This is a genomic window from Corynebacterium sp. HMSC071F07 (assembly GCF_001810285.1).
Taxonomy (GTDB): domain Bacteria; phylum Actinomycetota; class Actinomycetes; order Mycobacteriales; family Mycobacteriaceae; genus Corynebacterium; species Corynebacterium simulans.
In genome coordinates this window covers 143,711-157,701 of the sequence record NZ_KV800715.1, presented here as the reverse complement: position 1 = coordinate 157,701, position 13,991 = coordinate 143,711, and the positions used below count along the sequence as shown (strand labels likewise).

12 protein-coding genes are annotated in these 13,991 nt (G+C 60.2%); 5 read left to right on the top strand and 7 right to left on the bottom strand.

The annotated features are described in order from the left end of the window. Positions 1–3 precede the first annotated feature (3 nt). The gene (locus tag HMPREF2724_RS10275; protein ID WP_061923594.1) at positions 4–1,173 is read right to left on the bottom strand and encodes a phosphotransferase; all 1,170 of its coding nucleotides are present in this window, start codon (positions 1,171–1,173) and stop codon (positions 4–6) included. A gap of 197 nt (positions 1,174–1,370) precedes the next feature. After that, positions 1,371–3,176 carry an aspartate--tRNA ligase gene (gene aspS, locus HMPREF2724_RS10270; protein ID WP_061922759.1) on the bottom strand — a complete coding sequence of 602 codons (1,806 nt, stop codon included), beginning with the start codon at positions 3,174–3,176 and terminating at the stop codon, positions 1,371–1,373. Between the two features lie 195 nt (positions 3,177–3,371). Here aspS and HMPREF2724_RS10265 point away from each other — a divergent pair, with 195 nt between their 5' ends. The 3 genes from HMPREF2724_RS10265 to HMPREF2724_RS10255 all read left to right on the top strand — a co-directional run bounded on the left by HMPREF2724_RS10265 (position 3,372) and on the right by HMPREF2724_RS10255 (position 6,199). Then, positions 3,372–4,292: a KPN_02809 family neutral zinc metallopeptidase gene (locus HMPREF2724_RS10265; RefSeq protein WP_070518858.1), complete on the top strand. Its 921-nt coding sequence runs from the start codon at positions 3,372–3,374 to the stop codon at positions 4,290–4,292. A gap of 125 nt (positions 4,293–4,417) precedes the next feature. Then, positions 4,418–5,530, top strand: coding sequence for an LLM class flavin-dependent oxidoreductase (locus tag HMPREF2724_RS10260; protein WP_070518771.1), 1,113 nt, complete (start codon positions 4,418–4,420; stop codon positions 5,528–5,530). Beyond that, on the top strand, positions 5,531–6,199 hold the full coding sequence (locus tag HMPREF2724_RS10255) for an FMN reductase (RefSeq protein WP_070518772.1): 669 nt from the start codon (positions 5,531–5,533) through the stop codon (positions 6,197–6,199). A 12-nt stretch (positions 6,200–6,211) separates the two neighbouring features. Here HMPREF2724_RS10255 and HMPREF2724_RS10250 read toward each other — a convergent pair whose 3' ends face one another. Further along, the gene (locus HMPREF2724_RS10250; protein WP_371326209.1) at positions 6,212–6,394 is read right to left on the bottom strand and encodes a YbdD/YjiX family protein; all 183 of its coding nucleotides are present in this window, start codon (positions 6,392–6,394) and stop codon (positions 6,212–6,214) included. Beyond that, entirely contained in the window at positions 6,394–8,661 is a 2,268-nt protein-coding gene (locus HMPREF2724_RS10245; RefSeq protein ID WP_070588497.1) for a carbon starvation CstA family protein, read from the bottom strand. The genes HMPREF2724_RS10250 and HMPREF2724_RS10245 overlap by 1 nt, the downstream gene beginning before the upstream one ends. Before the next feature lie 432 nt (positions 8,662–9,093). Between HMPREF2724_RS10245 and HMPREF2724_RS10240 the strand changes: the two genes are divergently transcribed. Both HMPREF2724_RS10240 and HMPREF2724_RS10235 read left to right on the top strand, forming a co-directional pair. Then, complete coding sequence (locus tag HMPREF2724_RS10240) at positions 9,094–10,503, top strand: L-serine ammonia-lyase (protein WP_070588495.1); 1,410 nt, start codon at positions 9,094–9,096, stop codon at positions 10,501–10,503. Positions 10,504–10,581: 78 nt separating this feature from the next. Then, positions 10,582–11,160: a TetR/AcrR family transcriptional regulator gene (locus HMPREF2724_RS10235; protein WP_070518774.1), complete on the top strand. Its 579-nt coding sequence runs from the start codon at positions 10,582–10,584 to the stop codon at positions 11,158–11,160. A 93-nt stretch (positions 11,161–11,253) separates the two neighbouring features. Here the strand turns inward: HMPREF2724_RS10235 and hisS are convergent, their stop codons facing one another. From hisS to tpx, 3 genes are all read right to left on the bottom strand, one after another. Further along, positions 11,254–12,534 carry a histidine--tRNA ligase gene (gene hisS, locus HMPREF2724_RS10230; protein ID WP_070518775.1) on the bottom strand — a complete coding sequence of 427 codons (1,281 nt, stop codon included), beginning with the start codon at positions 12,532–12,534 and terminating at the stop codon, positions 11,254–11,256. 5 nt (positions 12,535–12,539) lie between these two features. Beyond that, entirely contained in the window at positions 12,540–13,193 is a 654-nt protein-coding gene (locus HMPREF2724_RS10225; RefSeq protein ID WP_061922772.1) for an MBL fold metallo-hydrolase, read from the bottom strand. 77 nt (positions 13,194–13,270) lie between these two features. After that, positions 13,271–13,771, bottom strand: a complete 501-nt coding sequence (gene tpx / locus HMPREF2724_RS10220; protein WP_061922775.1) for a thiol peroxidase — start codon at positions 13,769–13,771, stop codon at positions 13,271–13,273. Positions 13,772–13,991 lie beyond the last annotated feature (220 nt).

Genomic DNA, 13,991 nt, shown 5'->3' with positions numbered 1-13,991 from the left:
GGCCTAGCCTTCACGCAGACGGCTGGCTACGGTCTGGCCAAACTGCGCAACCGGTTCGCATGCGGCGGAATCGCACTTGGCGGAGTACCGCGCCAACGCCTCGAAGGTCTCGTACAAGTCGCGGCGGATGAGAATTTCCTCCTCGCTAAATGGACCCTGGTCTGCAGGACGCAGCAAGGAATGGCGTGCGTCGTGCTCGATGCCTGCGGAGCCTTCCGAAAGGGCCACAACGCCCTCGATACCGCCGGCGTACATCGTGGTCACGCTGGACAAAGCCCAGCCGATGAGCGAGGCGACGATGAGCTCGTGAAGCTCGCTATCGTCAGCGAGACGCGGCCACACCTGCACCACGCGGCGTTGCCAGGCGGAGATGAAAATCTCGGCCTCTTCATCCGAGATCGGACGCGCGAAAAGGAACTGCGGGAAGCCGGCGATGACACAGGCGACGTCGAAGCCGACGTTGCGATAACCCGCCCACTCATAATCCAAAAAGGCTAGGTTTTGGGAAACGATGACGTTATCGGGTGACAAATCAAAAGGCGTAAATGCGCGCTCGCGACCGATGGACAGCGCGCTTGCCGCCTGTTGCGCAAGCTCCACAAAGTCTGCGGGCGCTGGCAGGCCAGCATCGGCCAGGATGTCTGCGCCAATCAAAATCGAGCGCTGCAGGGATTCATCGCGCAGCGACTGATGCTCGGCGTATTCCGGGTGCTGGCGCAGCATGCGGTTAAGCAGCGTCTCGTAGTCCTGCTCGCGGTCTGCGGTACCCGCATGCATCTGGCCCAAAGAACGTCCCAGAGAACGCAGGATCTCCTTGCGGTCCTCGTCCTGTGCCTGGATGAGAACGTCGGCCAAGGTGTCGCCCTCACCGACGTCGGAAAGCACCAAAATGCGACGATCCAGATCATGAGCAAAAAGCACCGGGCCCGGGCGCACGTCCTCGCTCAAAGCGGTGGTGAACTGGTAGGCCACGACCTCGCGGAGAAGCGCGGCGTCATCAATAGCATGCCCGGTAGAAGGGTTGTATTTGATGACCACGGAGCGGTGCGGCAAAAATGCCGTCGGAGTCATCCGCGCGCGCAAGACGGTGGCGTTGCCCGAACCGCCTAGATCAGTTACCTGCGTAAACTCGGCAACCCCGCCGTAACGGCGCGAAAGCAACTCGGCGGCCATCTCGACGACCTCGTCTTGGGTATAGGCCGTGTCAGTAACGCCCGTATTCTCCGTGGTCACTTCATCTTCCTTTACTTGATCGCTGAGCTCTATGTCAGCCGCGCTCGCAGCAAAAGCGGGGCACCGCCTCATGCGGTGTGGTGAAACACTTTCCCGCAGCTTCGGCCCTGCCCCGCTTTAAAAGCAAGCTTTAGCGCTTACTTCGCTGCAGCCTTTTCTTCTGACTTCTTTTCCGGCTTGAAGTCGACGCCAGTCTCCTTGCGCTGTGCGGCAGGGATCGGTGCCGGGGCGTCGGTTAGCGGATCGACGCCGCCGCCGGACTTCGGGAAAGCAATGACGTCGCGGATGGAGTCAAAGCCGCCGAGCAGGGACACGATGCGGTCCCAGCCGAATGCGATGCCGCCGTGTGGCGGTGCGCCGTACTGGAATGCGTCGAGCAGGAAGCCGAACTTCTCCTGTGCTTCTTCCTCGCCGATGCCCATGACGTCGAAGACACGCTTTTGCACATCCTGCTGGTGGATACGGATGGAACCGCCGCCGATCTCGTTGCCGTTGCAGACGATGTCATAAGCGTAAGCGGTTGCCTCGCCCGGGTTCTGGTCGAAGGTGTCGAGGTACTCCGGCTTCGGGGAGGTAAAGGCGTGGTGCACGGCCGTCCACTTGGAGTGGCCCAAGGCAACGTCACCGGATGCGGTGGCGTCGGCAGCTGGCTCGAACAGTGGTGCGTCGACGACCCAGGTAAAGGCCCAGTCGCCTTCCTTGATGAGGTCGAGCTTGCGCGCGATCTCGCCACGGGCTGCGCCGAGCAGAGCGCGGGAAGACTTGGTGTCGCCTGCGGCAAAGAAGATGGCGTCGCCAGGCTTTGCGCCCACGTGAGCGGCGATGCCCTCGCGCTCGGCGTCGGTGATGTTTTTGGCCACTGGGCCGCCCAGGGTGCCGTCCTCAGCAATGGTGATGTAGGCAAGGCCCTTAGCGCCGCGCTGCTTTGCCCACTCCTGCCAAGCGTCGAACTGGCGGCGCGGCTGGGATGCGCCGCCTTCCATGACGACGGCTCCGACGTACTCGTTCTGGAATACGCGGAAGGAGGTGTCCTTGAAGAACTCGGTGCACTCGACGATCTTGATGTCAAAGCGCAGGTCCGGCTTATCGGAGCCGTAGTACTTCATGGCATCGGCGTAGGTCATACGCGGGATCGGAGTGGTGATTTCGTAGCCGATGAGCTTCCACAGCTCGGAGACGATCTCCTCGGCCAGTGCGATGACGTCGTCCTGGTCCACGAAGGACATCTCGACGTCGAGCTGGGTGAACTCCGGCTGGCGGTCAGCGCGGAAATCCTCGTCGCGGTAGCAGCGCGCGATCTGGTAGTAGCGTTCCATACCGGCGACCATAAGCAGCTGCTTGAACAGCTGCGGCGACTGCGGCAGGGCGTACCAGGAGCCTGGCTTCAGGCGTGCTGGGACCAGGAAGTCACGGGCGCCTTCTGGGGTGGAGCGGGTCAGGGTTGGGGTCTCGATCTCGGTGAAATCGTGAGCGTCGAGCACCTTGCGGGCTGCACGATTTGCCGCAGAGCGCAGACGCAGCGCGTCACCCTGGGTCTTACGGCGCAGATCCAGGTAGCGGTACTTCAGGCGCGCTTCCTCGCCGACCTCTCCAGAGGTGGATGGGTCATCGATCTGGAAAGGCAGTGCTGCGGACTTGTTGAGGACCTCCAGCTCGGTGACGTTGACCTCGATCTCGCCGGAAGGCAGGTTCGGGTTCTCGGAGCCTTCTGGACGCGGCTCGACGACGCCGGTTACCTTCACGCAGTACTCAGAGCGCAGGTCGTGTGCGTGCTCTGCAACTTCGGATTCGCGGAAGACAACCTGGGCGATGCCGGATCGGTCACGCAGGTCAATGAAGATAACTCCACCGTGGTCGCGACGGCGGGAAACCCAACCGGTTAGAGTAACGGTCTCGCCTGCGATGTCCTTGCGGAGCTCGCCGGCCAAATGAGTGCGCAGCACTAGTGTTCAGTCCCTTCTATTTCGATTTTTCACCCTCTCCCGCCACGCGTAGACAGCACGCGCCGGAGAATGGCAAAACTTGAACGCGCCCAAGTCTACAACCCCGCCTAGTATTTCGTTTCGATGAGGCAGCTACAGAAAGTATCTATATTTTCTGGCGGCACAATGCGCTGGACATATGGCATTATCAATGGCATGACATTTCGTTCGGATGCAGAATTCAACAACACCCGCGCCCGCTCTGGTGGCGGCGGGCGCCGCGGCGGCACCATTGCGGCAGGGGGCGGCCTGGGCACTCTCGTCCTCATCGGTTTGTTCCTGATCATGGGCGGAAACCCATCCGATCTTGATCAGTACTTCGGCACCGAGAATGACCAGGGCCAAATAGCGCAGGAAGAAAACGGCACAGACGCAAACGGCACCCCCACCGGAGAGCTTGCCCACTGCCAGACCGCTGAGGACGGCAACAAATACGACGACTGCCGCATCATGTACGCCGCCCAGTCCATCGACCGCGTTTGGGCGGACCAACTTCCAAAGCAGGCCGGGCTGGAATACACCGAACCCGGAATGGTCATCTTTCACGGCGCCACCACGTCCGGCTGCGGCCAAGCATCGGCCGCCACCGGCCCGTTCTACTGCCCGAGTGATCAGACGGCCTATTTCGATACCGCCTTTTTCGATCAACTCACCCAATTCGGCGCCGAGAACGCACCCCTGACGCAAATGTATATCGTGGCCCACGAGTTTGGTCACCACATTCAAAACCTCGAGGGAACGCTGGGTCTTTCCAATTACAACCAGCCGGGCGAGGATTCCAACGCCGTCAAGATTGAGCTGCAGGCAGACTGCTACGCAGGCATCTGGGCAAACTATGCCGATGACAATACGAACATGGGCTTGCAAGAGATTTCGCAGCAGCAGCTCGAGAACGCAGTGACCGCCGCTGCCGCTGTTGGCGATGACAACATCCAGCAGCGCTCCGGCGGCCAGGTCCGCCCCGATCAGTGGACACACGGTTCTTCCGAAATGCGCTCCAAAGCCTTCTTAGCCGGCTACCAATCAGGCGAGATGGCGCGGTGCGACTACCTCGAGCGCAATGCTTATAACGGCTAAACGCTTATAGCGCCTAAAGTCTAGTTCCCGCTTAAAAATGACAGGGGTGCGTGGAATTTCCCCCGCACCCCTGTTGTTGACATGTCATATACACTAAAGTTCTAAGCCACACTCAAGGGAGCAGCATGCAATTCGGAATCTTTAGCATCGGCGATGTCACCGCGGACCCAACCAACGGCATCATCCCCAGCGAGGCCGAGCGCATCCGCAATATGACCGAGATTGCGCTCAAGGCCGAGGAGGTTGGCCTCGACGTCTTTGCCACCGGCGAGCACCACAACCCACCCTTCGTGCCCTCCTCACCGACTACCCACCTGGCATATATCGCCGCACAGACAAAGAACCTGCAGCTATCCACCTCCACGACGCTTATCACCACCAATGACCCGGTAAAGATCGCCGAGGACTATGCCTTCCTGCAGCACCTTTCCGGCGGCCGCGTAGATCTCATGATGGGCCGCGGCAACACGGGCCCGGTTTATCCGTGGTTTGGCAAGGATATCCGCGAAGGCATCCCACTGGCGGTGGAGAACTATCACTTACTGCGCCGGCTGTGGCGCGAGCCGGTGGTTAATTGGACGGGCAAGTACCGCACGCCTCTACAGGGGTATACGTCTACCCCGGCGCCCCTTGACGGCGTACCGCCTTTTGTCTGGCACGGCTCCATCCGCTCGGTGCAGATTGCCGAGCAGGCCGCCTTCTACGGCGATGGCTTCTTCCACAACAACATCTTCTGGAACAAGGAGCACACCGCGAAGATGGTGGACATTTACCGCCGCCGCTTCGAGTCCTACGGTCACGGCCGAGCGGATCAGGCCATCGTGGGCTTGGGCGGCCAGGTCTTCATCGGCGAGACCGAAGCCGAGGCGAAGAAGTTCTTCCGCCCCTACTTCGATAACGCACCGGTGTACGGCCACGGTCCTTCCCTGGAGGAGTTCACCGCGCGGACGCCGCTGACTGTAGGCACGGTGGAGCAGGTCATCGAGCGCACCATGCAGTTTGCCGATTGGGTGGGCGATTACCAGCGCCAGCTTTTCCTCATCGATCACGCGGGCCTGCCGCAGGAGGTAGTGCTGAAACAGATTGAAATCTTAGGCACCCAGGTGGTTCCGGAGCTGCGCCGCCGCATGGAGGCCCGCCGCCCGGAGCATGTGCCTTCAAATCCGCCTACCCACGCAAGTCTGAAGGCCAACCCCGCCGCACCCCATTTCAAGGTCAACCCCGGAGAGGAGAACTAGATGCGTTCACTGGTCGTTGTTACCGCAGGGCTATCCACGCCGTCATCAACGCGCGCGCTTGCCGACGCCCTCTCCCAGGCCGTGTGCTCCCAGGTCGGCGCCCGAGGCGAAGGCGTGGAGACCACCATGATTGAACTCCGTGAGCTTGCCACCGAGCTCGCCGAGGCCATGACGAACTGGGGCTCCACCACTCCCCGCCTAGATGAGGCAAAGCGCGCACTATCGACGGCGAGCGCACTGATTGCGGTGACCCCGATTTTCCAGGGCAGCTACTCGGGCCTTTTCAAGCTCTTCTTCGACACACTCGATCCGCACGCCTTGGAGCACCTGCCCACAGCAATTGCAGCCACGGGCGGGTCTTCGCGGCATGCGTTGGTGCTCGACTATGCATTGCGTCCGCTGTTTAACTACCTGCATGCCACAGTGATCCCCACCGGCGTCTTCCAAGCCACCGAAGACTTCGGCACCGCAGAAGGTACACGCAACGCCCAGCGCATCGAGCGCGCGGCCAAGGAGCTTGCCGATCTCATCGTGGCTCCCACCGACCGCGTCGCAGGACTAGCCGCCCCGAACGTGGCAGAGCCTTCCCCACGTCCCACCGGATTGGACGTGGAAGAAGAGTTCACGCCGTTTAGCGCGCTGCTGAAAGGCCACGACGGCACCGCCTAGCCACAGCGTCATCTAGCAGCACCGCGCACCGGGGTTGGCATCCTGCTCGGCGTAGCGGGCACGCCAATATTCGCGCTCGGTTGGAATCACGGCGTCGGGATGATGCGCTTTAAGGTGAGCGCAGTACTTCGCGTAGGCGTGATCGCCCATGAGCTCGCCGACGTACCAGGTGATTTTCTTGAGCGCGCTAATCACTAATGCCCTCCAGTTTCTTCGAAGCTCATGTTGTACTGCGCGGCTACTTCCTTCTCCCGCTTGGTCGGCATCATTCCACGAGGCAGGAACAGCGTGGACGGGATGTCCTCGGTCTCCGAATCCACTGGCTCGATACCGGCTACGCGCTGCTTGACCGCCTTGATACACGACATCACTGCCGCACCAATAACGGCTAGGACAAGCACGGCGAAGAGGATAGATAGACAGCCTTGGATGAAGGTATTACGCACCACTGCGTCAATTTCTTCGACGGACTTTGCAGACCCGAACTCGCTAAGCCCCTGAGCCGCGGCGTCTTTGAAACGCGCGTGGTTAGCCCAATAGCCGATGGTCGGATCGGAGCTGAAGATCTTCTGCCAGGACGCGGTCATGGTCACGATGAGGTCCCAGGCCAGCGGGATAAGCGGAATCCAGACCCACTTATAAAGACCCTTCTTGACCACCACGACCACGACGAGTGCGAGCGCCATCGCAGCTAACAGCTGGTTCGCGATGCCGAAGAGCGGGAAGAGCACGTTGATGCCGCCTAGCGGATCGGTAACGCCCATGATGAGGATGGCGCCCCACAGCACACAGACGATGAAAGTAGAAAGGTAGGTGCCGAGCTTCCAGCTTTGGTCGCGGAACTTGCCCAGGCCCGGGATGCCGCCCAAGGAGTCGGACATCATAAAGCGTGCCACGCGGGTGCCAGCGTCCACCGTGGTGAGGATAAACAGCGCCTCGAACATGATGGCAAAGTGGTACCAGAAAGCCTGCATGGCTGGATTGCCCAGCATCTGCGTCATGATTTCGGACATGCCATAAGCCAGCGTTGGCGCGCCGCCGGTACGGGAAACGATGGACTCCTCGCCCACTGCCTGGGCTGCGGCGGTTAGCTGCTCGGCGGTGATGCCAGCGCCGGGCAGGTTGAGGGTGCCTACGAAGTCGGCCGCACCTTCCGCAGTGCCCTGTGTCTTCGGCGCTGGAGAGTTCATGGCGAAGTACATGTGGCGGTCAATGATGACCGCGGAGATAAGCGCCATGACCGCGACGAAGGACTCCATGATCATGCCGCCGTAACCGATGGCACGCATGTGGGATTCCTTCTCAATGAGCTTTGGCGTGGTACCCGAGGAGATCAGCGCGTGGAAGCCAGAAAGTGCGCCGCACGCAATGGTGATAAACAGGAACGGAAAGAGGTTGCCGGAGAAGACTGGGCCATTTCCGTCCGTGGCGAAGCTGGTCACTGCCGGCATGTGCACGGACGGGCGCTCAATCACGATGGCGATGGCAAGCAGCGCGATGACGCCAATCTTCATGAAGGTAGACAGGTAGTCACGCGGGGCAAGCAGCAGCCAGACCGGCAGGATAGCTGCCACGATGCCATAGCCAATGATGGCAAAGGCTAAGGTCTCCTTGGACCAGGTAAACATGCTGGCACCGAGCTCAGTATCGGAGACCCAACCGCCGCCGATGATGGCGGCAAGCAGCAGGATGACGCCAATGACGGAGACCTCAGAGACCTTGCCAGGGCGGATGTAGCGCAGGTAGAGGCCCATGAACAAAGCGATGGGGATGGTCATCGTGATGGAGAAGACGCCCCACGGCGAATCCGCCAAAGCGTTGACCACGATGAGCGCCAGCACTGCGATGATGATGATCATGATGGCGACGGTGGCGATGATGCCCGCGATGCCTCCAATTTTACCCATCTCATCGTTGATCATTTGGCCCAGCGAGCGGCCCTTGCGCCGCGTGGAAACCCACAACACCAGGTAATCCTGTACCGCGCCCGCAAAGACGACGCCGAGGACGATCCATAGTGTGCCCGGGAGATAGCCCATCTGCGCCGCCATGACCGGGCCGACCAGCGGGCCCGCGCCGGCAATAGCGGCGAAGTGATGGCCAAAGAGCACGCGGCGATCGGTAGGCAGGAAGTCCTTACCGTCATTGGCGTACTCGGCAGGAGTCGCACGACTATTGCGCGGCTTTACCACCTTGTACTCAATAAGGCGAGCGTACAGGGTATATCCGATAATGTAGGAGCCAACGGCGGCCAGGACCAACCACACGGAGTTGATGGTCTCACCGCGGTGGAGAGCGAGCACTCCCCAACCGGCAGCCGCAGCGATAGCGGCAATCAAAATGACGATCTTCTCAACGTTGCCGATGACCTTTTCCGGCTTTACGTCGATGGGCTGTGCCTGGCCGTCGACTTCAACAAATTCGATGTCGGACCGCGGTTCGGGTCCGGTCTTGATACTCACGATAATCTCCCGAGGAATCAGACAGAGCAGATGAAAGAACTTTTATCCAGCCACAGTTGTTAGGCACGCTGAATTGCTTAACTATTGTGAACCGAGATACTAATCAGTATTCATTGTGTGCAAAGGTCACACAATAAAATTCAATAATTTCTATCGGCTTATCCCCAAAAATCGCTTGACCTTGGTCACACCCACCCCGAGGGGTTAACAACGCTGCCTCCACGTAGTGAACTACTGCCAAAGCGGTAACATGGAGAAACTGTATGCGCGGCCTTCCGGAAAAAGTCCTCGTCACAGAGAATTTCGGCCGCAGCAAGATCGCAATTAACACGGGTTTAGCCACAGCCTGCCCCCTAGAAATACTCCCCCCACCTACCCCCAATTTAATTTCCAAACTCACAAAGCAAACTCACAAAGGAGGCACCGCCCAGCATGGCAATCAGCGTCACCGACATTTTCTCCATCGGCATTGGCCCATCTTCCTCGCACACCGTCGGCCCAATGCGCGCGGCCCTTGCGTTCCTGAAAACGCTGCCGGAGCATCCAGCCAAGGTGCACACCGAGCTGCGGGGCTCGCTTTCGCTGACTGGCCGCGGCCACGGCACCGACCGCGCGGTGATTCTGGGCTTGGCCGGCTGGGATCCGCTGACCGTCCCGGTTGACGCTGAACCGCGTTCCGATCAGCCCATTCCGAGCAAAGGCATGACCGACGGCCCGCTGGGCGCGATGGAATATTCCATCGAGTTCAACAACGAGCCGGTCCCCGAGCACCCGAATTGCCTCATCTTCGATGCCTGGGATGCAGAGGGCAACCTACTGGCCGAGCACGCCGAGTACTTCTCCGTCGGCGGCGGATTCATTCTCTCCCGCGCGGAACTCGACGCCGAGGTCGCAGCCTCCGCCGAGGTACCTGCCGGCATGGCAGCGGCCGAATCCACCGACGATGTTCCTTACCCATTCACCACGGGCGAGCAATTGCTGGCGCTGTGCGAAAAGCACGATTTGAAGATCTGGGAGATTGTCGCCGCCAACCAGGAAGCGCTCCATAAAGAAGACGGCGGCCTCGAATACGTCTACGCGCACCTGGATTTGGTGTGGGACATCATGCGCGAGTGCGTCACCGACGGCATCTCTACCTCCGGCATCTTGCCGGGCGGCCTGCAGGTCCCACGCCGCGCGCCGGGCATGTACAAGCAGCTGATGGAAGGCCACGACGATAAGACCTGCGGTTTTTCTGCTATGGAGTGGGTCAACCTGTTTGCGCTCGCCGTTCACGAGCAAAATGCCGCCGGTGGCCGCGTCATCACGGCCCCAACGAACGGCGCCTGCGGCATCATCCCAGCGGTGTTGCACTATGCCCGCGACTTCAAGCCGAACTTCACCCGCGATTCCGCCCGCCGCTACTTGCTTACCGCGGGTGCCATCGGCATGATCATCAAGCACAACGCCTCGATTTCGGGCGCCGAGGTGGGCTGTCAAGGCGAGGTAGGCTCGGCGTCGTCAATGGCGGCGGCCGGCATGGCTGAACTGCTAGGCGCAACGCCGGCGCAGATCGAAAATGCCGCCGAGATTGCGCTGGAGCACAACCTCGGCCTTACCTGCGACCCAGTCGGCGGCCTCGTGCAGATTCCGTGCATCGAGCGCAACGCCATCGGCGCGGTCAAGTCCATCAACGCCGCGCGCCTGGCGCGCATGGGCCAAGGCACGCACCACGTTTCTCTCGACGCCGCCGTGCAGACGATGGCCGATACCGGCCGCGACATGCTGGCGAAGTACAAGGAGACCTCCATTGGTGGACTCGCAAAGACCCTGGGCTTCGCCGTCACGCAGGTGGAGTGCTAGTGCAAAAAGGCTTGCGTGGCAAAAGGTAGTCTTATCGCTAACACACAGACTCTAACCTAGAAAGCGATATCTACCTCCATGCGAGCCGATGCGTTACGCCGCCGAATAGCCATCATCGAGGCGGCATGCGCCATGTTTAAACGCCATGGCAACTCGGTCTCCCTTGAAAAGATTGCCCAGGAAGCAGGCGTGGGCGTCGCCACGCTCTACCGCAACTTCCCGGACCGTGAAGGGTTGATTCACGCGTGCGCGGAACACATGAGCGATGATTTTCTGGTCTTCCAAAGTCGCTTGATTAAAGGCTTCGAATCCGATCCTTCGGACGCGGAAAACTTCGTCCTGGACTATGCTCTCGAGCTCACGGACATGGGTTTGACCAGCCTCATCCCCTCCTTCGTGCCGGAGGACTTAGATACCCTGCCGGAAGATTTGAAGTTGAAGCGCGACGCGTTGCAGGAAAACGGCGAAAGATTCATCGAGCTCGGAAAGCAGCACGGAGTAATTGGCCCCGGCGTGGGGCACCTCGACTTCGTGGTGGGAATCTTAACGCTGGTGCGCCCCAGGAAGGTGCACGTGGAGAACTACGTGCCCGATATCCAAAAACGTATGCTGCGCATCTACTTGGCAGGCATCAAAAGCGGCATGGCGAACGCATAGTAGCAAAACAAAAGGCGCCTTCACTCCCCAACCGATATGTGGGAAGGAAAGCGCCTTTGGCATCTCAGCGAGATGCCCTTTGACGTCGTTGGCTTAATTCAGCTGGCCGCGCAGGTGCTCAACGAGCGCGTCAATGGCGACGTCGCTTTGCTCATGCGCGGCAAGGTCCTTGACCGCCACGACGCCGTTTTCAAGCTCCTGCTCGCCCAGAACAAGCGCGAAACGAGCGCCGGCACGATCCGCGCCCTTCATAGCGCCCTTAAGACCGCGGTCTCCGAAGGACATGTCAGCGGAGATGCCGGCGTTGCGCAGGTCGTTGACAATGCCTGCCATGCGGCGCTTAGCATCGGCGCCCAGTGCCACGCCGAAGACCTCAACGCGCTGGTCGACGCCGTCGAGCTGGATGCCCTCAGCCTCCAGAGCCAAGACGGTGCGGTCGACGCCGAGGCCGTAGCCGATGCCGGAAAGCTCCTGGCCTCCCAGCTGAGACATCAGGCCGTCGTAGCGACCGCCGCCACCGATGCCGGACTGCGCGCCAAGCAGCGGGTGCACGAACTCGAAACAGGTTTTGGTGTAGTAATCCAAGCCACGAACCATGCGCGGATTGATGGTGTACTCGATGCCCATGTCATCGAGGAGGCCGGTGACCGTCTCGAAGTGCTCACGGCACTCGTCGTTTAGGTGATCGAGCATCAGCGGGGCGTCGGAAAGCTGCTCCTGGACCTCAGGACGCTTGTCATCGAGGACACGCAGCGGGTTGATCTCCGCACGCTTGCGGGTTTCCTCATCCAAGTCGAGCTTGAACAGGAACTCCTGCAGCTTCTCGCGGTAAGCCGGGCGGCAGTTCTGGTCACCCAAGCTGGTCAGCTCGAGACGGAATTGGCTCAACCCGAGGGAACGGAAGGAGCGATCTGCCAGGGCGATGACCTCGGCGTCGAGCGCGGGATCGTCAACGCCGATGGCCTCGACGCCGACCTGCTGAAGCTGGCGGTAGCGGCCAGCCTGCGGGCGCTCGTAGCGGAAGAAAGGTCCGAAGTAGTTGAGCTTGACCGGCAGTTGGCCGCGGTCAAGGTTGTGCTCGATGACAGAACGCATAACGCCTGCGGTACCTTCTGGGCGCAGGGTTACCGAGCGGTCGCCGCGGTCTGCGAAGGTGTACATCTCCTTGGAGACCACATCGGTGGATTCACCAACACCACGCGCGAAAAGCGTGGTGTCTTCGAAGATCGGAAGCTCGATGTGCTGGAAGCCGGAGAGATGAGCCTGATGGACCAGGTTCTCACGCACCTTGTAGAAGGTCGCCGATTGCGGCGGAATGTAGTCCGGGACTCCCTTGGGAGCGGACAGGGCCTTAAACTGCTTCTTATCACTCACGCGTATCAGAGTACATCCCGTAGCGTGGCCAAGAATGGATTAGTTGCCCTTTCGGCGCCCATCGTGGTGGTTGCGCCGTGTCCGGGCAGGACAGCGAGCTTGTCATCAAGCCTCCAGACAGGCCCGGCAAGCGAGAGCTGCATCGCGCTTGGGTCAGAGTGCTCCAAGTCGGTGCGCCCGATGGAGCCTTTAAAGAGGACGTCGCCGGAAAGCACGAATTCCTCGGCAATAATAAGGACGGAGCCCGGCGAATGCCCCGGGGCATGCTCGATCCGGAACTCATAGCCGATGAGTTCCAAGGGCTTGCCGCCGTGGAGCTCGCGAAGATCGTCGATGGCGAGCATATTCGCGGCGTCGAAAAGCAGCTGCGATTCCGGTGAGACCCCGGAACCGTCAACAAGCATGAACGCGTCCTTGGGGTGGATGTACACCGGAAGGTTGAGCTGCTTGGCAAGGTCACCTGCCTCGCGGGTGTGGTCGAGGTGGCCATGGGTCAAGACGATATCTTCGAAGTTAAGGCCATGCTCTTTACCCAAGTCGAGAACACGTTGCATCGCGTGCATGCCTGGGTCAACCACGAAAGCACGGGAGCCATTGGCCACCACATAGGTATTGGTCTTGTAGGGCCCAGCTGCGAAACCTAAAACGCTCAAAGTCATAAAACGCAGTCTAGCGCCCGCCCCAATGCAGTGGGGCCAGGCGCTAGATGAGATTTAGTGAGCTTTTACTCGCCGAATTACTTGCCCAATGCCTCGATCGCGGCGTCGTAGTTCGGCTCGGTGGTGACTTCATCAACGAGCTCGGTGTAGATGACCTTGTGCTCTTCATCGGTGACAACAACGGAGCGAGCCAGCAGGCCCTTCAGTGGGGAGCCCTGCAGGGTAATGCCCAGCTTCTCGCCGAAGTCAGAGCGGAAATCGGAAGCGCTAACGACGTTCTCGATGCCCTCTGCTGCACAGAAGCGCTCCTGCGCGAATGGCAGGTCACGGGACACGGACAACACGACGGTGTTGTCTAGGCCGGCAGCCTTCTCGTTGAAGGAACGCAGCTGCGCTGCACACACGCCGGTGTCTACGGAAGGGAACAAGGAGATAACCAGGCGCTTGCCCTCGAAGTCCTGGTTGGTTACCTCGGAAAGATCGGTGCCGACGAGCGTGAACTCTGGCAGCTTCTGCCCTACCTCAGGTAGGTTTCCGGCGATTTCGGTTTCGTTTCCATTGAATTTAACGTGAGCCATGGCGCCCCACCCTACTGAAGGATCTCCCGTCGTGCCACGACGGGCAAATACGATCCGTTGGACCAGACGGGCTAGACTCTGTCAGGTATAGCTCGAGCCCACTGGCTTAGAAGCTAGCGTTTAACTCGAAATCCATCGCCAAAGGACCATTAAATGCCCAACAACAAACAGCGTGGCGAAGAAGCGCTAAACCAGCTCGACCGTGAGCTCAAGGCCCGTG